Here is a 23791-nt window from a genome sequence, read left to right on the forward strand (position 1 = left end):
GCAGCAGCGGCAGGGATGCCGCACAGGCTGAGACAGCACAGGGATGTGCTGTCGAAGGCGGCGAAGCGTGAATCTCCTTATCCCCGGAACCCTATCCATGTGATTTAGTTAATCTGGATTTAGCTGCTATAATGCGCCGCGAATTAAGCCAGACTGTCTTTCTGGCGATTGAGGATAGTAATGAAATTTGAACTAGATACCACCGATGGCCGGGCCCGCCGTGGCCGGCTGATTTTTGAGCGTGGCACTGTCGAAACGCCGGCCTTTATGCCGGTAGGTACTTACGGCACCGTTAAAGGTATGACGCCGGAAGAACTGGACGCCACCGGCGCTCAGATTTGTTTAGGCAATACCTTTCACTTAATGCTGCGCCCTGGCACTGACATCATCAAAAAACACGGTGATCTGCACGACTTTATGCATTGGCATAAGCCTATTTTGACCGACTCAGGTGGCTTTCAGGTGTTCAGCCTGGGCGAGCTTCGCAAAATTACCGAAGAGGGCGTCAAGTTCCGTTCACCGCTCAATGGTGAGCGTATCATGCTGACCCCGGAACGCTCAATGGAAGTGCAGCGCGATTTAGGCTCGGATATCGTGATGATTTTCGATGAATGTACGCCGTATCCTGCTACCGAACAGCAAGCGAAAAAGTCGATGGAAATGTCACTGCGCTGGGCCAAACGGTCTAAAGATGCGCATGGCGATAACCCGGCGGCGTTATTTGGCATTATTCAGGGTGGCATGTACCCGAATTTACGTGACGTATCATTGCAGGGGCTGGAAGAAATTGGCTTTGATGGCTACGCCATTGGTGGCTTATCGGTGGGCGAGCCGAAAGAGGACATGATCAATATTCTGAACCATACCACCGGCCAGATGCCCAGTCATAAACCGCGCTACTTAATGGGCGTCGGTAAACCGGAAGATATCGTTGAAGCGGTGCGTCGGGGTATAGATATGTTTGACTGCGTTATGCCAACCCGCAATGCCCGTAATGGTCATTTATTTATCAGCAGCGGCGTGGTGAAAATTCGTAATGCCAAGCATAAAGACGATATCTCGCCATTGGACCCGGAATGTGATTGCTACACTTGTAAAAATTATTCCAGGTCATATCTACACCATCTGGACCGCTGCAACGAAATACTGGGCGCACGGCTTAATACTATCCACAATTTGCATCATTACCAAAAACTGATGCAGGGATTGCGCGACGCCATAGCCGCTGGTACCTTGGAGCAGTTTGTCAGCGAATTTTACGCGAAGCGTGAGTTGCCGGTACCGCCGCTTGAGCAGCTTGCCGATGGCTCAGATGCCAATAGGTTAGATAATACAGAAACACCAGTTAGCAGCAATTAATAACGACTAGCACTAATTTCGACATAAATTAAAACTTAACTATTTTATTAATTTTAAGGGGATAACCATGAGTCTATTTATCAGCAATGCCTACGCCGACAGCGCTGCAGCTGCACCACAAGGTGGCGGCTGGGATTTAATTATAATGTTGCTGGCCTTTGGCTTAATTTTCTATTTCTTAATTTACCGGCCACAAGCTAAACGGGTGAAAGAGCACCGTAATCTGATGTCGGCACTGGGTAAAGGTGATGAAGTACTTACTCAGGGTGGCATTGTGGGTCGGATCAGCAAAATTGCTGATGACAAAGACTTCGTTACCGTGGCGTTAAATGACAGCACTGAAGTTACCGTGCAGAAATCAGCGATCAGTGCCGTCTTACCGAAAGGCACCTTAAAGTCGCTGTAAGCGGCTAAGCGAATAAAAAGGATCATCTTGTGTTAAACAAAAATCCTCTCTGGCGGTATTTGGTGGTGCTCGGGGTGCTGCTTGCAGCCTTTCTGTATGCACTCCCCAATGTGTACCCAGAAGATCCGGCATTAAATATTAATGCCAGTCGTGGCGGTGTGGTCAGTGAAACCACCCGCGCTGAACTTGAGCAGGCCTTTACTGACGCCAACATTACGGCTAAAGCCGTTACCCTGACAGAAGGCCAGATCCTGGCCCGCTTTAACAGCGCAGAAGACCAGCTGCGCGCGCGGGAAGTGGCCGAGCGGCAGTTAGGCAGCACGTATATCACGGCCCTTAATATGGTACCGACCACCCCAGGCTGGCTGCGTGCGATCGGTGCCAGCCCGATGAAGCTGGGCCTGGACTTGCGTGGTGGTGTCCACTTTTTAATGGCCGTCGATATGAAAGCGGCTATTGATAAAAATATCAATGATCTGGTGCAGGCGTTTCGGGCAGACTTGCGGGAAGAGCGGGTACGTTACCGGGCAGTACAGGCCGATTTAGAGCGTGGCCAGGTACAAATCTTACTGCGCAGTGCCGAAGATGTGGCAGCAGCGCGCGCTGCGCTTGCTAAAAACGACCAGGAGCTGGTGTTTAGTGATGGTGATAATGAGCATAGTCTGGTTGTCAGCTTAAGCGAAAACCGGGTTAAAGAAATTCGTGAATATGCGCTGGAGCAGAACATCACTATTATCCGCAACCGGGTAAATGAGATTGGTGTCGCAGAGCCATTAGTGCAGCGGCAGGGTGCTGACCGGATTATCGTGCAGTTACCCGGTGTACAGGACCCGGCGCAGGCTAAAGAAATCCTGGGCGCAACAGCGACCCTGGAATTCCGGTTAGTTGATAACGACTCAGATTTGGGCGCCGCCTTAGACGGCCGCTTGCCAGCCGGAGCCAGTTTATATCGTGACCGCAATGGCCAGCCTTACTTGCTGGAAAACCGGACTATGCTAACCGGTGATCATATCACCGGTGCCACTTCCGGTTATGATGAATACTCACGGCCGCAGGTCAGTATTTCACTGGATGCGCAGGGCGGTAACTTACTGTCGAACGCGACCCGCAGCACCATTGGCCGGCAAATGGCCACGGTGTTTATTGAATATAAGCCGGGTGAAGAGCGCAACGAAGACGGCACGCCAGTGCTGGTCAAGTATGAAGAAGTGATTAACGCTGCCACTATTCAGGCGCGTCTGGGTCGCAGTTTCCGGATAACCGGTATCGATAATCCGGCTGAAGCCCAGAATCTGGCGTTATTGCTACGTGCCGGTGCTTTGATCGCGCCGACCCAGATCATCGAAGAACGTACCATAGGCCCAAGCCTGGGTAAGGAAAACATCGATTTAGGTATGACCGCCATTATGTGGGGCATGGTAGTCGTACTGATTTTCATGGTGTTGTACTACAAGGCTTTTGGTTTAATTGCCAATGTGGCACTGCTGGCAAACCTGATCCTGATCACCGGCTTTATGTCGATGATCCCAGGCGCGACGTTAACCCTGCCTGGCATGGCGGGTATCGTGTTGACAGTCGGGATGGCAGTTGATGCCAACGTACTGATTTTTGAACGGATCCGCGAGGAACTGGCCGAAGGGCGCAGTGTGCAGCAAGCTATTCATCATGGATATGACCGGGCGTTTGCCACCATTGCCGACTCGAATATTACCACCTTGCTGGTGGCGCTGATCTTGTTCGGGATTGGTACTGGTCCGGTCAAAGGTTTTGCTATCACCCTGGCCATCGGTATTCTGACCTCAATTTTCACGTCAGTGGTCGGTACCCGCTTGCTGGTTAATTTAATCTGGGGTGGCCGCCGCGTGCAGTCACTACCCATGTAAGGAGGCGGTGTGAGAATATTTAGCTTTACTGAACCGCTTAATTTTATGCGGTTTAAAATGCCGGCACTGATCTTATCAGGTCTGCTGGTGATTGCCTCGATAGCCACCATTACTGTTAAAGGTATGAACTGGGGCCTTGATTTCACTGGCGGTACTGTTATTGAGGTGGGTTACAGTGGCGGCGCCGATTTATCGCAGGTTCGCCAGGTGTTAGCCGACAGCGGATATCCGGATGCAGTAGTGCAGTACTTTGGTTCCAGCGAAGACGTGGCGATTAGAATATCGCCCCGTGAAGGTGTGGAGCAATCGACTATCTCTAATGAAGTGCTCAGTGCGCTGACGGTTACCTCCAGTGAGCCCATTGAGATGCGCCGGGTTGAGTTTGTCGGTCCCAGTGTTGGTGATGAGTTAAAAGAGCAGGGTGGTTTAGCCATGCTGGCGGCATTAATCGGCATTCTGCTGTATGTCACCATGCGCTTCGAATGGCGTTTATCAGTGGGTGCAGTATTATCACTGGGCCATGATGTGATAATTACCCTGGGTTTATTCTCGTTGTTGCAGCTGGAGTTTGATTTAACGGTACTGGCTGCGGTTCTGGCACTGATTGGTTATTCGATCAACGATACCATCGTAGTGTTTGACCGTATTCGGGAGACTTTTCGTAAGCTGCGTGACGCGACGGTGCATGAAACCATCAATGAAGCTGTTACGTCTACCCTGAACCGGACAGTCGTTACCTCATTAACCACCATTATCGTGCTGGTGGTGCTGTTTACTATGGGCGGCGCGTTAATTCATAACTTTGCGTTTGCTTTGCTGTTTGGTATTGGTATTGGTACTTACTCATCGATATTTGTGGCCAGTTCCCTGGCCGTGCAGCTGGGCATCAGCCGCGAAGATATGCTGCCACCGCCACCACCGGAAAAAGAAGGCGAGGGTACCGAGCCTTTGCTGTAAAGCAGCTTTATATGTGCTACAAATGCCAGTCTGTGACTGGCATTTTTTTTGAGAATGTTTTAAAAAAACGTGAGGACAATTATGGCCGCCCAACATGCACCGGGCTTTATTGCGCTGGTAAATCAAGCGAAAAAACACATCAACGAAATTAGCATCAGTGAGTTACTGCAACATAATCAGCCCTATGTCCTACTGGATATCCGGGAAGACCACGAATGGACTAAAGGCCACTTACCGGAAGCCATGCATCTGGGCAAAGGGATTATCGAGCGGGATATTGAGCAAACTGTGCCGGATAAAAAACAAAAAATAGTATTGTACTGCGGTGGCGGCTATCGCTCAGCATTGGCGGCGCAGACCTTGCAACAGATGGGATATCAGCAGGTACTGAGTTTAGCGGGCGGCTACAGAGAATGGACTGAGCAGGGATTAGCGGTGGAAATACCGGCTTAGGCCTGCGCGCTAAGCCGGTAAGTTTATCAGCTTATTTAGCCAGGGTTTCTGACAGGTGCGGGCGCATGCCTTTTACCATGGCTTGCAGTACTTTCGGGCTGGCTGCAACGATATTGCCGCTTTTCATCTGATTAGAGCCGCCGGTAAAATCACAGACCATACCGCCGGCTTCGCGAACAATCAGCTCACCGGCTGCGATGTCCCACGGCTTTAAACCAATTTCAAAGAAACCGTCGAAACGGCCGGCTGCGACGTAGGCTAAATCCAGTGCAGCTGAACCGGTGCGGCGCATGTCAGCACAGTCCGCGAAGAAGCTGTTAAAGATTTTACTGTAGCTGTCTAAGTGATGCTTGGCTTTAAATGGAAAGCCGGTGGCTAATATGGCGCCGGTCATATCTGGCAGAGCCGTTACCCGGATCCGGGTGCCGTTTAGCTGCGCGCCACGGCCACGTGAAGCGGTAAATAACTCACCGCGCAGTGGATCAAAGATCACTGCCTGGTCAAGTTTACCCTGGTGTTTTAAGGCGATGGAGACCGCGAAGTGCGGTATGCCTTTGATAAAATTACTGGTGCCATCCAACGGGTCAATAATCCACTGGAATTCGCTGTCGCTGTTACCGTAATCGCCATGCTCTTCACCTACAATACCATGAGTGGGAAAAGACTTTTTCAAAATTGCCACTATAGCTTGTTCAGCTTCTTTATCGACGTTGGTGACAAAGTCGTTGCTGCCCTTTTGCAGCTTTTGCACCATATCTAACTGGCCACAAGCACGGGCGATAATATTACCTGCACTACGGGCAGCACGAATGGCGATGTTTAACATCGGATGCATAGCGATTACCTTTTTTATAAAGAGCGTTTAAAAACAGCTGAAGACAGCTGTATAAAGATCAAACAAAAGAGCGGCGCGTATTGTAGCGGCTCCAGCTGAAAAGTAAAGATAATTGACTTTCAAATGTCGGCGATATGACTTTACATATTCGGTTACATTGTTTTACCGTTATTTATTAACACTGCGCTTACCATTCAGATAATATTCAGCTTAACTGCGCAAAATACTTAAAAGCATAAAAAACTAATTTATGAGGTTTCTATGAATATTATTAAGCTGGCATTGGCAACGAGTTTGCTGGTAAGTCTGGCCGGCTGTGGCGCCTTACATACCTCAGTCGCCAAACGCAATCTGGATGTGCAAACCAAGATGTCTTCCAGTATTTTTCTGGATCCGGTAGAACCCTCACAGCGCACTATTTATGTTGATGTCCGCAACACCTCTGATAAACCCGAGTTTGATATAAAACCGCAGGTGGTTGCTAACCTGCGGGCGAAAGGCTATCAGGTTATCGATAGTCCGGGCCAGGCGCACTACTGGTTGCAGGCCAATGTGCTGCAGGTAGGGCGCACCAATGGCCGTGAGGCAAACCAGGCCTTTGCTGCCGGCCCGGGTATGGCCGGTGGTGCCGTTACCGGTTATGCCATTCACCGCGCCACCGGTGGGTCTGGCGCCGCTGGTTTAGGCGCTGCGGTGGCGGGTGCTGCAGCGGGCACTATCGTTGATGCGCTGGTGGAGGATGTATATTACACCGCAATTACTGATATTCAGGTAATGGAGCGTTACAGCGGCACGGTTAGCGAGCGCTCAGAGCATCAGTTGTTACAGGGTGACAGTGGTAGCACTACCTCGAGCTATCAGCGTCAGACTGATATGCGTAAATATCAAAGCCGGGTTATGAGCTATGCTAACCAGGCTAACCTGAAATGGCCGGAAGCGGCACCCCAGCTTACTGATGGTGTGGCGCGTTCACTGGCAGGTTTGTTTTAAGTGCGTCTGTTGCTGTGTTTGTTAGTGCTGTTGCCATTGTCTGGCTGCATGGCGCTGCACACGTCGGTGGCGAAGGGTAAGCTTGATGTCCAAACCCGGATGAGTGAAACTATTTATTTAGATCCGGTTGAACCTGAGCTTCGCAGCATTTTTATTGATATTCGCCAGACTGCGGCTGAATACCAGTTGCCGCTGGCCAATGATGTGCGCGAACTATTACTGAGCAGAGGCTATCACCTGGTCGATTCGCCCCAGCAGGCCCAGTACTGGTTGCAGGTTAATGTGCGTACTGTGTTAAAAGAGCGGCCTGAAGTGGTGCTGGCCAGCGACGAATATAATATGAGTCCTGAGCAAATTCACCGTTTATTATACCCCGGTATTGCGTTACCTGAGCCCGAGCCACAAGGGGTTACGGCGCAGCGCCGGGCCAGCAACGTGGCGGTATACGCTGACGCCAGCTATGGCACTAACATCGATGGTAAAGACATCGCCAAAGCGTTAGTGGTACTGGCGGCCTGGGCGGGGGCGGAATATGTTGGCAACCAATTAGTACAGGATAAATACTACACCATGTTAACCGATATCCAGCTGGCGGAGCGCATTGCATCCGATAGCATAGGTATGGTGCAGGAAACCAGCATGCAACAGCTAAAACAGGGCGATAGCGGCAATACGGAATTGTTATGGGAATTGGCAACTGATCGGCGTAAGTATCAGGTTAAAGTGGTTAGCTTTGCCAATAAAGCTAACTTGAGCTGGGAAGATGCTGAACAGCCTCTGCATCAGGGGTTGCTGCGCTCGTTAGCGGGTATTTTCTGAAGACTGCTGCTGAAACAATGACAGCGGCAACCTTACCAATATTGTTCTACCGTAATATTGCCGGGGGTCCGGCGCAGATTTTTCTTTAATCCCATGCTGTCCAGTAAGGCTTTAGTGTCGGTAATCATTTGTGGATTACCGCACAGCATCACCTGCGATTTTGGGTTGAGCAGCTGGCCGCATTGTTGTTGGAGCTGGTGTGAGGCAATGAGATTAGGAATGCGGTCTTGCAGTGCGCCGGGGTGTGGCTCGCGGGTTACAACGGGTTGATAGTGCAATTGGCCGGGATGCTGGGCTACAAAACCCTCAATTAAATCTTTATAAGCTAAATCGGCGGCTCTGCTGACACTGTGCACCAGAATAATATGCGCAAAACGCCGGTAGGGTTCGGCCGTCGCCAGCATCGACAAGTAAGGGCCTATGCCTGTTCCGGTTGCAATCAACCATAAGTTGTCGCCATCCGGCACTTCATCCAGGATAAAAAAGCCAGTGGCAGGTTGGCTGATACCCAATGTATCGCCCGGCGTCAGTTGCTGCAGTAATGGCGATAGCAGGCCATCAGCCACGGTACTGATTAAAAACTCCTGGTGCTCGCTATCCGGCGGATTAACCAGTGAGTAAGCACGTTGAATTCGCCCTTCAGGGCCTTCAACTGCCAGCCGCACAAACTGGCCGGCAATAAATGGCAGCCGCCCGGTTTTGGCTTTGATACTAAATAAGTTGCTGGTCCAGTAAATTGTTTCAGAAACGGTTGCATTTAACCATTGCGCCATAAAGATCTCCGGATTAAGTTATGCTTTATGTTCAGGATATTAGCATAGCAGCTTAACAGCTTAACGCGGGAGACGTGATGGAAACTATCAGCTGGCAGGACTTTGCCAAAGTAGAACTTCGGGTTGGCACTATTATTGCCGTGGAAGATTTTCCAGAGGCCCGTAAACCCGCCTATAAACTGCAACTGGATTTTGGCAGCGAAATTGGCATAAAAAAATCCAGCGCCCAAATCACCACTCTGTACAGTAAAGAGCAATTGCTGGGGCGCCAGGTACTGGCGGTAGTGAATTTCCCGCCTAAGCAAATCGGCCCCATCCAGTCGGAATGCCTGGTCACCGGCTTTGCCCGCGACGACGGCGCCATTGTGCTGGTTGGGGTCGACAGCCCGGTGCCTAATGGCGCTAAGTTGGGATAAGAAATTTGCGTAACACAGGTCGGGTCATAAATCTGCCTTAATTCAGTGCTATAACTGCTGGCCTATGACTAAATTCTTATATTTCCTTCGTCATGCTACCGCAGAGGTTATCCGGCCCAATCAGCTGGATATCGACCGCTGTCTTATCGAAAAAGGGCGTTTGCAAGCGAGGCGGGTTGCGCACTTTATGCAGCGCCACAATATTGCGCCGGAGCTGGTTTTAAGCAGCCCCTATCCCAGAGCTATTCAGACTGCGGCAATAGTAGGCAAGGAAGCGGATCTGGTGCAGGCCAGCGAGCGTGACTGGCTGGCGCTGGCAACTGACAGCCAGAGCGCATTAAGCCAACTGCATCAGCAACTGCCGACATTACCACAACACACTTTGCTGGTAGGTCATGAACCTGATTTTTCAACATTGCTTAGTTTATTGTTGGGTAACCATCAGCCGGCGCTGAAAATCAGAAAAGCCTCGTTAACCTGTCTGGCATATTGCGAAGTTAGCAACAGCTTTCAGCTGGAGTGGTCAGTTCCGGCTAAATTTATGTAGAATTGCCGTCTACTGTGTAACCGGTTTTTGCCAATGCCAGACTACTTATTTGTTTACGGTACCCTTCGCCACCATGCGCCGCGCAGAACGGTTGGGCAGCAGTGTTATCAGCTGTTACAACAGCATGCCAGCTTCATTGCCGAAGGGCGGCTGCAGGCCAAACTCTATCTGGTTGATTATTACCCCGGTGCAGTTATCAGCGATAATCCTGCCTGGCAGGTAGCAGGCGAGGTGTATCAGCTTAAACAACCAGCGTTATTGCTGGCTGAACTGGATGCCTATGAAGAGTGCGGTCCCGGCTGTACAATGCCCACCGAATACCTGCGGCTGCAACAACAGATCACCCTTGAAAACGGCGAAATGATTAGCGCCTGGGTCTATATCTATAACCACCCAATTGATCACTTGCAGCAGATTTTGTCGGGTGATTTTTTGTTTGCAGAGAAGTGAGATATTTTATGCAATTAAAAAGGCCGCAGCGCGGCCTTTTCTAAAACTAAAGCAGGTGTATAGTAACGCCTGCTTTTAGTGTCTAAGCACTTAGTGACGGAAGTGTCTCACGCCGGTAAATACCATGGCCATACCGTGCTCGTCGGCGGCGGCAATCACTTCAGCGTCGCGCATGGAGCCACCTGGCTGGATAACGGCAGTAATGCCAGCGGCGGCTGCGGCGTCGATACCGTCACGGAACGGGAAGAAGGCGTCTGAGGCCATCACCGAGCCTTTTACTTCTAGTTTTTCATCAGCAGCCTTGATACCAGCGATTTTCGCGCTGTATACCCGGCTCATCTGGCCGGCGCCGACGCCGATGGTCATGCTGTCTTTGACATACACAATGGCGTTCGATTTAACAAACTTGGCCACTTTCCAGCAGAATAATAAGTCTTTCAGCTCATGCTCGGTCGGCTGGCGTTTGGTTACGACTTTTAAATCGTCAGCAGTGACTATAGCCTGGTCGCGGTCTTGCAGCAGCATGCCGCCGTTAACCTGTTTCATGTCCAGCGCGTTAGCGGCCTGGCTGAATTCACCACATACCAGTAACCGCACATTAGGCTTAGTGCCTACTACCGCTACTGCCTCATCAGATGCTGCCGGGGCAATAATCACCTCGACAAACTGGCGGCTGACAATTTCTTTAGCCGTGGTTTCATCCAGCTCACGGTTAAAGGCAATAATGCCACCAAACGCTGAAGTGGGGTCGGTCTGGTAAGCGCGGTTATACGCAGCCAGAATAGACTCACCAATGGCTACGCCGCACGGGTTCGCGTGCTTAACGATAACGCAGGCTGGCTCGGCAAATTCTTTCACACATTCCAGCGCCGCATCGGTATCGGCGATATTGTTGTACGACAACGCCTTGCCTTGTAGTTGCTTAGCGGTAGAGACTGACGCTTCAGTCGCGTTTTCCTGCACATAAAAAGCGGCACTCTGGTGGCTGTTTTCGCCGTAACGTAAGTCTTGTTTTTTAACGAACTGGCTGTTGAACGTGCGTGGGAATTTGCTGACTGGCTCGGCTGGGTTGGCATAAGCTGGCAACATGGCGCCAAAATAGTTGGCGATCATGCCATCGTACTGCGCGGTGTGTTCAAAGGCGCTAATCGCCAGGCTAAACCGGGTGGCGTGGGTCGTGGCGCCATTATTCTCGTTCATTTCTGCCAGCACCGTGCTGTAATCTCTGGCATTAACTACAATGGTGACATCTTTATGGTTTTTTGCTGCGGCGCGCACCATGGTTGGGCCGCCGATGTCGATGTTTTCCACTGCATCTTCCAGCGTGCAGCCAGGTTTGGCTACGGTGCTGGCAAACGGATACAGATTCACTACCACCAGATCAATCGGGCCTATGCTGTTATCGGCCATGACGTTTTCGTCAACACCACGCCGGGCCAGAATACCGCCATGAATTTTCGGGTGCAGGGTTTTTACCCGGCCGTCCATAATTTCCGGGTGGCCGGTATAGTCTGAAACCTCGGTAACTTTAATACCTTGTTCCGCTAACAGCTTAGCGGTGCCGCCGGTAGACAGAATATCCACTTGCTGAGCAGCCAGGGCGCGGGCAAATTCGACGATACCAGTTTTATCAGACACACTTAACAGTGCGCGGCGAATAGGGCGTAGTGTTGTCATGCTTAAATTCTCTTGTCGCTTGCAGAAATCAGATTTTAACCTATCCAATAAAAAAGCACCCGAAGGTGCTTAGTGGCGAGGCCGGAGCCCCGCAGTGGCATTAACTCATGCCGTATTGTTTCAGCTTCTTGCGCAGCGTACCGCGGTTGATGCCCATCAGGTTAGCGGCGCGGGTCTGGTTACCGCGGGTATATTTCATTACCTCTTCCAGTAATGGCCGCTCTAACTCTGACAGTACCAGTTCGTAAAGGTCGTTCACGTCCTGGCCGTTTAACTGCTGTAAATAGTTAGCAACGGCTTTTTGCACTGCGTTGCTTAACGCTTGTGGTTTTTCCTGGGTTTGAACATGGGCATTAGTAATAAATGGCGAAGTAACGTTCGAATTAAACATTGCTTATCTCTTTTGCGTTAGGTTGCTGCTAGTTTATGAAAATAGTCATTTAATGCTTCGAACTGGCGTTCTGCCTGCTCAATAGCATTGAATTCGCTGCGAAACACACCCTGGGCATCATGCTCAGCTAAATACCAGCCAACGTGCTTGCGGGCAATTCGCGGCCCCAAATGCACACCGTATAACTGGTGCAAGCCCTGCACATGCTCCAGCATGATTTGCTGCACTTCAGCAATAGCTGGTGCAGCCAGTTTTTTACCTGTTGCCAGGTAATGGGCCACTTCCCGGAATATCCAGGGGCGTCCCTGTGCCGCCCGGCCAATCATAATGGCGTCGGCACCGGTATAATCGAGCACATATTGTGCTTTCTCTGGCGTAGTAATATCGCCGTTGGCAATAACCGGTAATGACACTGCCTGTTTAATGGCTTTAATGGTGTCGTATTCGGCTTCACCTTTGTACATACAGGCTTTTGTTCTGCCATGTACTGCCAGGGCCTGAATGCCATTGTCCTCAGCAATTCGGGCAATTTGCACTCCATTCCGGTTATCGGGGTCCCAGCCGGTACGAATTTTCAGCGTTACCGGTACTGTTACTGCCTTAACCACGGCCTGAATAATTTGTTCGACCAGTTCCGGGTATTGTAGCAATGCCGAACCAGCCAGTTTTTTATTCACTTTTTTGGCCGGGCAGCCCATGTTGATGTCGATAATATCGGCACCGATCTCAACATTGTATTGCGCCGCTGCGGCCATCTGAGCCGGGTCACTGCCGGCAATTTGTACTGAACGGATGCCGGACTCCTGGCGGTGGCCCATTCGGTTTTGCGACTTTTCGCTTTGCCAGACCTGAGGATTGCTCGACAGCATCTCAGAGACAGCTAAAGCGGCGCCAAACCGCCGGCAAAGCTCACGAAAAGTATGATCTGTTACGCCGGCCATCGGCGCACAAATTACCTTGTTCGCTAACTGATAAGGACCTATCCGCACCGTGTAATCCAAGGCTCTACCCCCAAGGGGCGCTAAGTTTACGGATTTTTGCCAACAAAGCAAAGGTTATTATTTAAACAAAAGTGTAATTAATTTGGCCTTTGTGGGATTGACATTCGCTAAAAGGCTGAAAAGGCGTGTTTTCCTGCTACCGCCGGCCCGGAAACAATGGCCTGGACAAAAAGATAATTGTACGACTGTTTATTTTGCCACCAATTTGCCAGCAGTCTGCCGGTAGCTTAACTGGTATGTTTCCGGGCGCTCAACCGCACCCATTCGTCCTGCTCGGCAATGGGGTCGAAGCTGAACTCATTGCTGTACGCATCGATTACATGTTGAGCTTGGCTTTGCAAAATGCCTGACAATGCCAGCAGGCCGCCTGGTTTAACATAGCTACTGATAACCTGGCTTAGCTCCGCCAGTGGCCCGGCAAGGATATTGGCCACCACCACATCAGCCTGTAACTGCGGTTGATCTTTTGGTAAATAGAGCTCTATCTGGCCGCTGACATTATTACGGGCAGCATTGGCAGTACTGGCTTCTATTGCTTGCGGGTCAATATCGATACCAACTACCCGTTTTGCTCCCAGTTTCAGTGCTGCTATGCCTAGAATACCTGAACCACAGCCAAAATCGACGACGGTTTGTTCTGGTTGAATATGCTGATCCAGCCATTGCATACAGAGGGCTGTAGTAGGGTGGGTGCCGGTGCCAAATGCCAGGCCGGGGTCCAGCATCACATTTACTGCCGCCGGGTCGGGAATATCGCGCCAGCTGGGGCAAACCCAAAGCCGTTTGCCAAATTTTATCGGGTGAAAGTTATCCATCCACTCCCGTTCCCAGTCTTTGTCTTCCAGTTGCTCCAGCTTATATTCCAAATTGTCTTTAAAGAAAGCGACTTGCTGCAGCTTACTGATCACCTGCTCCATTGGATGCTCGGCATCAAATAAGCCAACCACCACGGTGTTGGTCCAGTAAATCACTTCACCTGGCATGGGCTCATAAATGGGTGTGTCATGGGCATCAACAAAGCTTACTGCCTGAGCACCCCAGCTCTGCAGCATATCGCTGACTTGTTCGGCTTTGTCTTCAGTAGTGGTGACACGTAATTGGATCCAGGGCATCGGTTGTCTCTTGCAGCAAATTTTGGCGCATTATAGCAAAAAGGCCGCAATTGCGGCCTTTATTCTCAGTTAAAAGCTGCGGGTGCAGCAATCAGCTGTGTTTACTTCATTCCCAGTTTTTTCTCCAGGTAATGAATATTAGTGCCACCTTTGCAGAACTCAGTATCGCGCATAATATCCTTGTGCAGCGCAATATTGGTTTTAATACCTTCCACCAATAGCTCGTCCAGCGCGTTGCGCATCCGGGCGATAGCAATCTCACGGCTCTCACCGTAAGTTATCAGCTTGCCGACCATAGAGTCGTAGTTTGGTGGCACGGTGTAATCAGCGTAGATATGCGAATCCCAGCGCACGCCATTACCCCCTGCCGGGTGAAAGCGGGTGATCTTACCCGGTGAGGGCATAAAAGTTACCGGATCTTCAGCATTGATCCGACACTCCACCGCATGGCCGCGGATCACAATATCTTCCTGCTTCAGCGTTAACGGCATACCAGAGGCTACCCGTAACTGTTCTTTAATTAAATCTACGCCACTGATCATTTCAGTAACCGGGTGCTCTACCTGAATCCGGGTATTCATCTCAATAAAGAAGAACTCGCCGTTTTCAAACAGGAATTCGAAGGTGCCAGCGCCGCGGTAATTCATGACCTTACAGGCATCAACACAACGACCGCCAATAAAAGCGCGTAGCTCAGGGGTAATGCCCGGGGCCGGTGCTTCTTCTACAACTTTCTGGTGACGGCGCTGCATTGAACAGTCGCGCTCACCTAAATGAATAGCGTTGCCCTGACCATCAGCTAATACCTGAATTTCGATATGGCGGGGGTTTTCCAGGAATTTCTCCATGTACACCATGTCGTTGCCAAACGCGGCTTTGGCTTCAGCTTTGGTCATTTCTATTGAGCTAACCAGTTCTTCTTCGCTGCGCACCACTCGCATACCGCGACCACCACCGCCACCGGCGGCTTTAACAATAATCGGGTAGCCAATGCGTTTAGCGATGGTTTTATTGGTGTCAGCATCATCACCTACGGCACCGTCTGAACCGGGTACGCAGGGCACACCGGCCTTTTTCATGGCTTCAATGGCTGATACTTTATCGCCCATCAGGCGGATAGAGTCGGGGTGCGGGCCAATAAATACCAGGCCGCTTTCTTCTACCTGCTGGGCAAAGTCGGCACGCTCAGCTAAGAAGCCATAGCCCGGGTGAATAGCCTGGGCATTAGTAACTTCTGCTGCGGCAATCAGCGCAGGAATGTTAAGGTAACTTTGTGGTGAAGGTGCCGGGCCAATACAAATGGTCTCGTCAGCCAGCAGCACGTGTTTAAGGTTACGGTCAACAGTGGAGTGCACTGCGACCGTTTTGATACCGAGTTCTTTGCAGGCGCGTAAAATACGCAGTGCAATTTCTCCCCGGTTGGCAATGAGTACTTTTTCTAGCATCGGTCAGCCTTTTCGGTTATTCGAGAATAAATAACGGCTGATCAAATTCGACTGGGTCGCCGTTTTCAACCAGAATTTCTTTTACCACGCCCGCTTTGTCAGACTGGATTTGGTTCATCATTTTCATGGCTTCAACAATACACAGGGTATCACCGACTTTCACACTCTGGCCGACTTCAACGAAGGCTTTGGAAGTAGGCGACGCCGCCCGGTAGAACGAGCCAACCATCGGCGACTTAACTACCTGGCCTGTGGCTGCTGGCTTGGCAGGCTCTGCCGCTACAGCAGCGGGTGCTGCTGCCGGGGCCGGCGCTTGCATTTGTGGCTGGGCATACTGCATAGGCTGCATTGGCGCGTAGTGCTGCACCGGGCTGTTGCGGCTGATCCGCACTGACTCTTCACCCTCGGTAATTTCCAGCTCAGAAATGCCAGATTCTTCCAGCAATTCGATTAATTTTTTAATTTTTCTAATATCCATGTCTGTCGCCTGATGTTAGTTAATTTATTAAGTAGTCTACTTGGTTGTTTGTAATGCTGTTACCGCTGCGTCAAGCGCATAGTGATAACCTTTGGCGCCGAAGCCGCAGATAACCCCACGGGCGATATCAGCTAAATAAGAGTGTCGCCGGAACGCTTCCCGGGCGTGCACGTTGGATAAATGAATTTCGATAAAGGGTATTGCTACTGATAGCAGGGCATCACGCAGCGCTATACTGGTATGGGTAAATGCCCCCGGATTTATTAGTATAAAATCCTGCTGGCCCAGGCTTTGCTGCACAGCGGCAATCAGCTCATGCTCTGCATTTGACTGAACGTGGCTCAGACTGACATTCATGCCAGCTGCCTGGCTTTGCAATTCGCTGACAATATCATTCAGGCTGGCGTTGCCGTACACGCCAGGCTCTCGTACACCCAGCATGTTAAGGTTTGGACCATTTACTAATAAAATTCGGTATTTTGCCGCCATTTGTGCTGTATTTCCGCTAAATGTATTGAATAAGCTTTATCTTACGAGAGCCGGTGCCAAAATGCACCTGTTTGCTTAATTCAACACATTGCTGCGCCCCTTTATCACCAGATAAGCGCCTTATTATAGTGAAATCGTGACAAATGGCAGCAAAATACTGGTCTTATCAGCCAGAGTGACCCAAAAGTGACACAAAAGAAGAGGGGGAGGGTTGCTAAAAATACCAGGCCAGTCGCTTATGCAAACTGGCCTTGGGTGCCAGATTATTCTGCAGTAAGGGCGGCCAGATGCTCAGCAAACGGCGTAGCGGCCATAAAGCCGGTAACCCGGGCGTTGGTTAACTCCTCGCCGGCAGGATTAAAAAATAACAATGTTGGCAGGCCCAGCACCTGATAATGATTAAGCAGTTTATCATCGGAGCGGGTCATTTCAGTGACGTCTATTTTAATCAGGCGCATTTTGCTGGTGTGTGCCTGCACTTGTGCTGCCGGAAAGGTAAATTGCTCAAACTCTTTGCAGGCAACGCACCATTCTGCATAAAGATCGACCAGTGTATACTCATTGGCTGCTTTGGCTTCTGCCAGTTGCTGCTCCAGGCCCGCCAGGTCGGCTACTTCAATAAACTGACCGGTAGTATTGTCAACACTGCTGCTATTATTCTGGGAGGGGCCAAAATATTGCCAGTTAACAAACACGGTGGCCAGCAGCAGCACCTGAGCGGATACCAGCAAGCTGGCTTTGGCGGTGCTGCTTGTTACGTCAAATAACAATTTAAATAAATAGCCACAGACCAACAGGCTAAGTAATGAAGCCAGCACAATCACCTGCCACAACGGTAAAATGCGCTCAAGCAATATAATGGGTACTAGCAATAAGACGAAACCAAAAGCGGATTTAACAATATTCATCCAGGCGCCGGCTTTGGGTAATAGCTTACCACCTGAGGTGCCCAGTAAAATAAGCGGGATGCCCATGCCCAGACTAAGAATATATAATGTGAGCGCACCGAGCATTAAATCGCCGCTTTGAGCTACGTACATTAACGCCGCTGACAACGGTGCCGTGGTGCAGGGCGACGCAATTAGACCTGACAGGGCCCCCATTACAAACGCGCCTTTTAAGCTGCCACCTTGCTGCTTGTTACTGATAGCACTCACTTTGGCTTGCCAACTGGCTGGTAACTGAAAGTTAAATACCCCAAACATGGCCAAAGCTAAAACTACGAATATCACAGCGGCCGCAATTAGTACCGCAGGGTGTTGCATCCAGGCCTGAAATTTAACGCCCAAGCTGGCAACCACCAGCCCCAGTGCTGAATACGTTAACGCCATACCCTGCACATAACTAAACGATAAGCCAAAAGCACGGCGGGTGCTCAGTTGTTTGCCCTGGCCAACAATAATACTGCTTAAAATGGGGTACATCGGGAACACACAAGGGGTAAATGCCAACCCCAGACCTAACAGAAAAAACACACCCATATTGACCCAGACAGAACCACTACTCAGTCGCTCAGCCAAACCATATTGGCTGGAAGTTGGTGTTCCCGCCGGGCTCGCTGTACTGTCGTCTGTTGCTGCCGTATTACCCGGCATGGATATCGGAATTTCTTTGTTAATTGGCGGATAGCATAAGCCTGCTTCAGCGCAGCCCATATATTGGATGCGTAAAAAGGCATCTTCGCTGATATCAGACAGCGGGATTTTCAGCGTTAACTGATGGTAATAAACGTCGGTAACCCCGAAAAACTCATCTTCAATCTGCATGCTGGCCGGGTAGGTAGGGTGGGAAAAACTCACCGCTACCCCGCCATACTTAAACTTATCGCGGTACATGTAGTAGCCGTCGGCGATAGTCCAGTTAACAATTAGTTCGTCGTCCTGCTGCCGGAAATCCATGACAAAAGCCTGATCTACCGGTAAAAAATCGTCATCCGACTGTAACAGGCTATCCAGCACCGAGCTTTGCTGAGCCTGGGCTGGCACGGTGCTGAGCGTTAACCCCAGCAGAGAAAACCACAGCAGAAAGGGCAGCAAAAATACTTTATACATCAATAGAACCTTCTTTTTAAATGCAAAACGCAGGGTGTAACCACGCCATTATATGTTCGTTGTTGCAGGTTTATGTCGCCATAATACGTTAATAATCCCCAGTTGGCCTTTTAGTTGCGACCAACCTCTGCAGGCAATAGACCTGCTGCACCGGGCTAGTATTTCAATGATTACTTAATTGGGCGTTAAAAAATACCATTTGGGGCACACTGAGTCGCGCCGGGCCACAACAAATTTTTTAGTTTGCCCCTTGGATTTTTTTGGCTACTGCCCCATATACCGAACACACATTTTAACACCCATGTTAAAACTCAAAAAACGCTTTAGGAGATTAGAGCATGAATATTCGTCCATTACATGATCGTGTCATCATCAAACGCTTAGAAGCAGAAAGCAAGTCAGCGGGTGGCATCGTCTTAACTGGTGCTTCTGCCGAGAAATCTAGCCGTGGCGAAGTCGTTGCGGTTGGCAATGGTCGCATTCTGGATAGCGGTGACGTGAAGCCATTAGATGTAAAAGTTGGCGACAAAGTATTATTTGGTGCCTATGTAGAGCGCACTGAAAAAGTAGACGGACAAGAGTTTGTGATCACCAAAGAAGACAATATTCTGGGTGTGATCCTCGATTAAGTTGCGCTGTTTAAGCTGCAGATTAACTCATCGTTTAACTTGAAACTGAATTAAGGAATTTAAAAAATGGCTGCAAAAGACGTACGTTTTGGCGACGAAGCTCGCAACAAAATGCTTAAAGGCGTAAATATTCTGGCAAACGCGGTTCGGGTAACTCTGGGACCGAAAGGCCGCAACGTTATTCTGGACAAGTCTTTCGGCTCACCGCTTATCACCAAAGATGGTGTATCAGTAGCGAAAGAAATTGAACTGGAAGACAAGTTCGAAAATATGGGCGCGCAAATGGTGAAAGAAGTTGCTTCTAAAGCCAATGACGAAGCCGGTGACGGTACCACTACCGCTACCGTACTAGCCCAGAATATTATCAACGAAGGCGTGAAAGCGGTCGCTGCCGGCATGAATCCGATGGATTTAAAGCGTGGTATCGACAAAGCAGTTATCGCCGCAGTAGAAGAGCTGAAAAACTTATCTCAGCCTTGTGCCGACACCAAAGCTATTGCTCAGGTAGGTACTATTTCTGCCAACTCTGATGAAGAAATCGGCAAAATCATCGCTGATGCCATGGATAAAGTAGGCAAAGAAGGCGTAATTACCGTTGAAGAAGGCCAGGGTTTAGCCAACGAGCTGGACGTGGTTGAAGGTATGCAGTTTGACCGTGGTTACCTGTCGCCATACTTCATCAACAACCAGGAAGCCGGCCAGGTTGAACTGGACAGCCCGTTTATTCTGACTGTTGATAAGAAAATTTCTAATATCCGCGAACTGCTGCCGGTATTAGAAGGCGTTGCTAAAGCAGGCAAGCCGCTGCTTATCATTGCTGAAGATTTAGAAGGCGAAGCGCTGGCTACGCTGGTTGTTAACAACATGCGTGGCATCGTCAAAGTGTCTGCGGTTAAAGCACCGGGCTTTGGTGACCGTCGCAAGGCAATGCTGCAGGATATCGCTACTTTAACCGGTGGTACCGTAATTTCTGAAGAAATCGGTATGGAACTGGAAAAAGCTACCCTGGAAGATTTAGGTACTGCTAAGCGGGTTGTTATCACTAAAGATAACACCACCATTATCGATGGTGCCGGTGAGCAAAGTGGTATCGATGGGCGGGTGAAGCAGATTCGCCAGCAAATCGAAGAAGCTACTTCAGATTACGACAAAGAAAAACTGCAGGAACGTCTGGCTAAGCTGGCTGGCGGTGTTGCGGTCATCAAAGTGGGCGCGACCACCGAGATGGAAATGAAAGAGAAGAAAGCCCGGGTGGAAGATGCATTACATGCTACCCGCGCTGCGGTAGAAGAAGGCGTAGTGCCTGGCGGTGGTGTTGCTCTGGTGCGTGTTGCTGCCAAGCTAACCAGCTTAACCGGTGCTAATGAAGATCAAACGCACGGTATTAAAATTGCGCTGCGCGCGATGGAAGCGCCACTGCGTCAAATCGTCGCCAACGCCGGCGAAGAGCCGTCAGTGGTCGTAAATAAGGTAAAAGAAGGCACAGGTAACTATGGTTACAATGCTGCTACCGATGTTTACGGTGACATGCTGGAGATGGGTATTCTGGATCCAACCAAAGTAACCCGTTCAGCACTGCAGTTTGCCGCGTCAGTAGGCTCACTGATGATCACTACCGAAGCGATGATCACAGAACTACCAAAAGAAGATGCCCCGGCAATGCCTGATATGGGCGGCATGGGTGGCATGGGCGGCATGATGTAATTTAGCGCCCCTGCTTTAAAAAAGCCCCCGGGTAACAGCGGGGGCTTTTTTTATGCTACAACTTTACACACATTTCCCCGACTATAAATACAAATTAGTACAGCTTAGCTGGCTTGTTGTGCACTATAGTGTGACAGTGTACTAAACTTAACATCGTGATCATGGTCTTATATGGCGCCGTCTGCAGTATAACCTTCCAGACGTTAGCGCTATATTTAGTGGGAGGTAGTAATGAAAACACATCTGATAGCAATTTTTGCTCTGGTGTTATCTGCGCCAGTGTTAAGTAACGCTGAGTCTGGTGCTGAGCTGGAAATGAACTGGCAGGAGCCCGATAAGTTTACCGATATTCGCGCTGCTAATGATTCGCGTAGCCGCTTTCAGGAGCGGGTGCAGCGTAACTTTGAGAAGTTTTTTCAGGAAATGGCCAATGAATTACCTGATGGGTATAGCTGGCAGGTAACGGTAACGGATATTGATCTGGCAGGTGAAGTTGACTACTTCGTAACCGATACCGGGCAGGCTATCCGGGTTATCAAGGAAATTCATTCGCCCGCGGTTCGTTTTAATCATCTGTTACGTGATCAGTATGGCGAAGAAGTGGTCGGTGGCGAGGAGCGTTTTCGCGATATGGGGTTTATGAACCGGATGACGCCGCGGGGCAATACCCCGGAATTTGCCTTTGAGCGGGAGATGTTGCGCGACTGGTTCAAAAAAGAGTTACAACCTAAAATTACTGAGCATGCCGCTTTACCTGCTAAGGTAAGTAACCCGCAGCAGTGAGCCTGACATTACAGAAAGCGGGCAATGTTACGGTAAATTTCCAGTGCCTGCTCTCTGGTTAATTGGCCGGCGGAAGCCGCCCGGCCAATACTACTGCTTACCCGGACACTTTCAGAATTCCGTTCAGAGCTCCGCTCTGCTGGCTGCGACGGTGCCCCGGGCAGACTATCCGAGATTGTATTAACTGTTGCAGCAGTCTGATTAGCCTGGCGCGTAGCGGTATCTGCCAGATTAGTGGTTATCAGAGGTGCGGCAGCTGCTATCCGGCTATTACTAGAATTAGCCGATGCTGCCATGCTGACATTGTTGTTCGTAACCGTATTAATTAGCATAACCTGCTCACTAGCCTGACCGGCATACCTTGCCAACATTAAGCATAGTAAACTTTACTAATTTTACCAGTTACGCCACAACCGGGGTTACTTGCTAACGACGAGCCGGAATTCTGCCAGGGTTTTGTGCAGTAGTTGCAGTTGTTTAACCACCCGGGCCAGAGTGGCGGTATTAAACTGTTGGCTTTGCCGGATAGCGGCAACCTGCTCAGCCGCTTCGCTTAGATAAGGCATAAAACGGTTACTGCTGACGCTGAAATCACTGCTTGCCGGAAAAATGCTCTGGTGTTTTGCCTGGCCCTGCTGTTGCAGCTGTTCTAACACGGCGTCAGCATCTAATGCTTTGCGGTACAGCTCTTTCAGGTTTTCATCGAGTTGGGATAGTAAGGAGTCCATATCAGGCCTGATTAAATAAAAGTGGCGCTATTATGCCATAAGCAGCATCGACGATCAGCCATGGCAACTCCTGTTAAGCAAGGCCAACTGAAACTAAATATGGCCAGGCCGTTTATTTGTGTTTTGATTTGTTATATTATATCGTTTTACCCGTTTCAACACAGCAGGTTTATATCGTGTTAGCCAAAGCCAGAGTGTTATTTGATAAAGTAGGTATTACTGTGACGTCGCTGTGTGCGATTCACTGTATTATGCTGCCGGTATTATTACCGGTACTGCCGCTGCTTGGCTTAACCGTTAATCATAACCATGCTTTTGAACGCGCTATGTTGTTGTTTACGATGGTACTTGGCTTTGTAGCGCTGTTTATCGGTTTCCATCGTTATCACCGTAAGCTTTACCCTTTCTATTCATTATTTTTAGGTGGTTTCATCTACTGGCAACGGGATGTTTGGGGCCATGAGTATGAGCATGCGGTGTTAATTGTTGGCGCCTCGCTGGTGGTGCTGGCCCATGTGATGAACATGCGATTATGTAGCCAGTGCGATAGCTGCGAGACCGAACATCACGCCGACGAGCCCGCTTAACCAGCGGGTTTTTTGTGTAACCAGGTCCGGCTGCGGGCTGGATAGTTACTAAAAATACCCTCTACGCCATACTCTTTTAAACGCCTGATATCGTCAGTTTGATCTACCGTGTAAACGTATACTTTTAAACCGCGGGCTTTGGCGTCATCAACTAAGGCCTGGTTAATAAAACTGACATCACAATGTACGCTGTAGGCCTGCAATATACTGGCAAAGGCGGCGTAATCGAGCGGGAGTGAGGCAGTCAGTGCCCCTAATCTCAGCTGTGGCTGCTGTTGTTTAATGGCAAAGAGCAGGTGATGGTTAAAAGAGGAGATAACCAGGCTTTGCAAATCAAACCCCAGTTGCTGTTCGGCTTGTTCAAGCAGTGCCAGCAGCGGCGCTACCGTATCGTCACCTTTTAATTCGATATTTAACCAGCATTTACCGTTAGTAAGCTCCAGTACCTGCCATAAGGTGGGAATACGTTGGCCCTGACCGGCATCCAGTTGCATTAGCTCAGTCAGATTGTATTGATAAATACTGCCGGTGCCATTGGTGGTGCGGGCTAAGTGGTGGTCGTGAATAACGATAAGTTCGCCTTGCACGGCAAATACGTCTATCTCAATAGCATCCGCACCCTGAATCAGAGCTTGTTCGATAGCCAGCAGGGTGTTTTCAGGGTAGTCGCCACTGGCACCGCGATGGGCAATGATTTGCATACTAACTCCTCTAAACCACTCTGGATTAGTTTACTGCAGTTTAAGCGGGAGCAGAGTATTTTTTTCTGAGACCGTTGAAGCCCTGGACGGGCGGAAACGAGCCCCCATGGATGGGTTTACGGCGTGT

At 49.9% G+C, this 23791-nt stretch carries 27 protein-coding genes; 14 read left to right on the top strand and 13 right to left on the bottom strand.

The genetic code is table 11. The features are described from left to right. Nucleotides 1–180 precede the first annotated feature (180 nt). The 5 genes from tgt (at nucleotide 181) to KG631_RS18290 (ending at nucleotide 5058) form a co-directional block, all read left to right on the top strand. Complete coding sequence (gene tgt, locus KG631_RS18270) at nucleotides 181–1359, top strand: tRNA guanosine(34) transglycosylase Tgt (RefSeq protein WP_214001089.1); 1179 nt, start codon at nucleotides 181–183, stop codon at nucleotides 1357–1359. A gap of 67 nt (nucleotides 1360–1426) precedes the next feature. Further along, nucleotides 1427–1765 (top strand): preprotein translocase subunit YajC, encoded by a 339-nt coding sequence (gene yajC / locus KG631_RS18275; RefSeq protein WP_019676498.1) that lies wholly within the window; start codon nucleotides 1427–1429, stop codon nucleotides 1763–1765. A gap of 29 nt (nucleotides 1766–1794) precedes the next feature. Then, a complete protein-coding gene (gene secD / locus KG631_RS18280; RefSeq protein WP_214001090.1) occupies nucleotides 1795–3648 on the top strand; it encodes a protein translocase subunit SecD in 1854 nt (617 codons plus the stop codon). Between the two features lie 9 nt (nucleotides 3649–3657). Beyond that, a complete protein-coding gene (secF, locus tag KG631_RS18285; protein WP_214001091.1) occupies nucleotides 3658–4605 on the top strand; it encodes a protein translocase subunit SecF in 948 nt (315 codons plus the stop codon). 81 nt (nucleotides 4606–4686) lie between these two features. Next, complete coding sequence (locus KG631_RS18290) at nucleotides 4687–5058, top strand: rhodanese-like domain-containing protein (protein WP_214001092.1); 372 nt, start codon at nucleotides 4687–4689, stop codon at nucleotides 5056–5058. A gap of 31 nt (nucleotides 5059–5089) precedes the next feature. Here the strand turns inward: KG631_RS18290 and suhB are convergent, their stop codons facing one another. Then, entirely contained in the window at nucleotides 5090–5893 is an 804-nt protein-coding gene (gene suhB / locus KG631_RS18295; protein WP_214001093.1) for an inositol-1-monophosphatase, read from the bottom strand. A gap of 261 nt (nucleotides 5894–6154) precedes the next feature. On the opposite strand from suhB, the gene KG631_RS18300 reads away from it, so the two are divergent. Then, complete coding sequence (locus tag KG631_RS18300) at nucleotides 6155–6883, top strand: complement resistance protein TraT (RefSeq protein ID WP_214001094.1); 729 nt, start codon at nucleotides 6155–6157, stop codon at nucleotides 6881–6883. Continuing rightward, the gene (gene traT, locus KG631_RS18305; protein WP_214001095.1) at nucleotides 6884–7702 is read left to right on the top strand and encodes a complement resistance protein TraT; all 819 of its coding nucleotides are present in this window, start codon (nucleotides 6884–6886) and stop codon (nucleotides 7700–7702) included. Between the two features lie 32 nt (nucleotides 7703–7734). Here traT and KG631_RS18310 read toward each other — a convergent pair whose 3' ends face one another. Beyond that, a complete protein-coding gene (locus KG631_RS18310; protein WP_214001096.1) occupies nucleotides 7735–8475 on the bottom strand; it encodes a ferredoxin--NADP reductase in 741 nt (246 codons plus the stop codon). Nucleotides 8476–8552: 77 nt separating this feature from the next. Here KG631_RS18310 and KG631_RS18315 point away from each other — a divergent pair, with 77 nt between their 5' ends. From KG631_RS18315 to KG631_RS18325, 3 genes are all read left to right on the top strand, one after another. Beyond that, on the top strand, nucleotides 8553–8891 hold the full coding sequence (locus tag KG631_RS18315) for a tRNA-binding protein (RefSeq protein ID WP_214001097.1): 339 nt from the start codon (nucleotides 8553–8555) through the stop codon (nucleotides 8889–8891). A 64-nt stretch (nucleotides 8892–8955) separates the two neighbouring features. Further along, nucleotides 8956–9438 (top strand): histidine phosphatase family protein, encoded by a 483-nt coding sequence (locus KG631_RS18320; RefSeq protein WP_214001098.1) that lies wholly within the window; start codon nucleotides 8956–8958, stop codon nucleotides 9436–9438. 33 nt (nucleotides 9439–9471) lie between these two features. Next, on the top strand, nucleotides 9472–9888 hold the full coding sequence (locus KG631_RS18325) for a gamma-glutamylcyclotransferase family protein (RefSeq protein WP_214001099.1): 417 nt from the start codon (nucleotides 9472–9474) through the stop codon (nucleotides 9886–9888). Nucleotides 9889–9978: 90 nt separating this feature from the next. Here KG631_RS18325 and purH read toward each other — a convergent pair whose 3' ends face one another. The 8 genes from purH to KG631_RS18365 all read right to left on the bottom strand — a co-directional run bounded on the left by purH (nucleotide 9979) and on the right by KG631_RS18365 (nucleotide 18532). Next, complete coding sequence (gene purH / locus KG631_RS18330) at nucleotides 9979–11565, bottom strand: bifunctional phosphoribosylaminoimidazolecarboxamide formyltransferase/IMP cyclohydrolase (RefSeq protein WP_214001100.1); 1587 nt, start codon at nucleotides 11563–11565, stop codon at nucleotides 9979–9981. A 100-nt stretch (nucleotides 11566–11665) separates the two neighbouring features. Then, nucleotides 11666–11956, bottom strand: a complete 291-nt coding sequence (fis, locus tag KG631_RS18335) for a DNA-binding transcriptional regulator Fis (RefSeq protein WP_019676480.1) — start codon at nucleotides 11954–11956, stop codon at nucleotides 11666–11668. A gap of 17 nt (nucleotides 11957–11973) precedes the next feature. Further along, entirely contained in the window at nucleotides 11974–12957 is a 984-nt protein-coding gene (dusB, locus tag KG631_RS18340) for a tRNA dihydrouridine synthase DusB (RefSeq protein ID WP_301003998.1), read from the bottom strand. Between the two features lie 227 nt (nucleotides 12958–13184). Beyond that, on the bottom strand, nucleotides 13185–14069 hold the full coding sequence (gene prmA, locus KG631_RS18345; protein WP_214001101.1) for a 50S ribosomal protein L11 methyltransferase: 885 nt from the start codon (nucleotides 14067–14069) through the stop codon (nucleotides 13185–13187). Between the two features lie 101 nt (nucleotides 14070–14170). Then, the gene (accC, locus tag KG631_RS18350; RefSeq protein WP_214001102.1) at nucleotides 14171–15514 is read right to left on the bottom strand and encodes an acetyl-CoA carboxylase biotin carboxylase subunit; all 1344 of its coding nucleotides are present in this window, start codon (nucleotides 15512–15514) and stop codon (nucleotides 14171–14173) included. Nucleotides 15515–15530: 16 nt separating this feature from the next. Then, the gene (accB, locus tag KG631_RS18355; protein ID WP_214001103.1) at nucleotides 15531–15992 is read right to left on the bottom strand and encodes an acetyl-CoA carboxylase biotin carboxyl carrier protein; all 462 of its coding nucleotides are present in this window, start codon (nucleotides 15990–15992) and stop codon (nucleotides 15531–15533) included. Nucleotides 15993–16028: 36 nt separating this feature from the next. Next, complete coding sequence (gene aroQ, locus KG631_RS18360; RefSeq protein ID WP_214001104.1) at nucleotides 16029–16481, bottom strand: type II 3-dehydroquinate dehydratase; 453 nt, start codon at nucleotides 16479–16481, stop codon at nucleotides 16029–16031. Nucleotides 16482–16744: 263 nt separating this feature from the next. Further along, a complete protein-coding gene (locus tag KG631_RS18365; protein ID WP_214001105.1) occupies nucleotides 16745–18532 on the bottom strand; it encodes a protein-disulfide reductase DsbD in 1788 nt (595 codons plus the stop codon). A 338-nt stretch (nucleotides 18533–18870) separates the two neighbouring features. Between KG631_RS18365 and KG631_RS18370 the strand changes: the two genes are divergently transcribed. The 3 genes from KG631_RS18370 to KG631_RS18380 all read left to right on the top strand — a co-directional run bounded on the left by KG631_RS18370 (nucleotide 18871) and on the right by KG631_RS18380 (nucleotide 21648). Beyond that, entirely contained in the window at nucleotides 18871–19161 is a 291-nt protein-coding gene (locus KG631_RS18370; RefSeq protein ID WP_046554672.1) for a co-chaperone GroES, read from the top strand. A gap of 66 nt (nucleotides 19162–19227) precedes the next feature. Beyond that, entirely contained in the window at nucleotides 19228–20865 is a 1638-nt protein-coding gene (gene groL / locus KG631_RS18375) for a chaperonin GroEL (protein WP_214001106.1), read from the top strand. Nucleotides 20866–21096: 231 nt separating this feature from the next. Continuing rightward, nucleotides 21097–21648 (top strand): DUF3016 domain-containing protein, encoded by a 552-nt coding sequence (locus KG631_RS18380; protein WP_214001107.1) that lies wholly within the window; start codon nucleotides 21097–21099, stop codon nucleotides 21646–21648. Between the two features lie 8 nt (nucleotides 21649–21656). On the opposite strand, the gene KG631_RS18385 is transcribed toward KG631_RS18380, so the two are convergent. Both KG631_RS18385 and KG631_RS18390 read right to left on the bottom strand, forming a co-directional pair. Continuing rightward, complete coding sequence (locus KG631_RS18385) at nucleotides 21657–21980, bottom strand: hypothetical protein (protein ID WP_214001108.1); 324 nt, start codon at nucleotides 21978–21980, stop codon at nucleotides 21657–21659. A gap of 87 nt (nucleotides 21981–22067) precedes the next feature. Beyond that, a complete protein-coding gene (locus KG631_RS18390) occupies nucleotides 22068–22376 on the bottom strand; it encodes a prephenate dehydrogenase (protein ID WP_214001109.1) in 309 nt (102 codons plus the stop codon). Between the two features lie 176 nt (nucleotides 22377–22552). Between KG631_RS18390 and KG631_RS18395 the strand changes: the two genes are divergently transcribed. Then, nucleotides 22553–22963 (top strand): MerC domain-containing protein, encoded by a 411-nt coding sequence (locus KG631_RS18395; RefSeq protein WP_365869420.1) that lies wholly within the window; start codon nucleotides 22553–22555, stop codon nucleotides 22961–22963. Here the strand turns inward: KG631_RS18395 and KG631_RS18400 are convergent. Continuing rightward, the gene (locus KG631_RS18400; RefSeq protein WP_214001111.1) at nucleotides 22960–23664 is read right to left on the bottom strand and encodes a glycerophosphodiester phosphodiesterase family protein; all 705 of its coding nucleotides are present in this window, start codon (nucleotides 23662–23664) and stop codon (nucleotides 22960–22962) included. The genes KG631_RS18395 and KG631_RS18400 overlap by 4 nt on opposite strands. Nucleotides 23665–23791 lie beyond the last annotated feature (127 nt).

The sequence above is a fragment of the Arsukibacterium sp. genome, from assembly GCF_018402695.1.
Classification (GTDB): Bacteria; Pseudomonadota; Gammaproteobacteria; order Enterobacterales; family Alteromonadaceae; genus Alishewanella.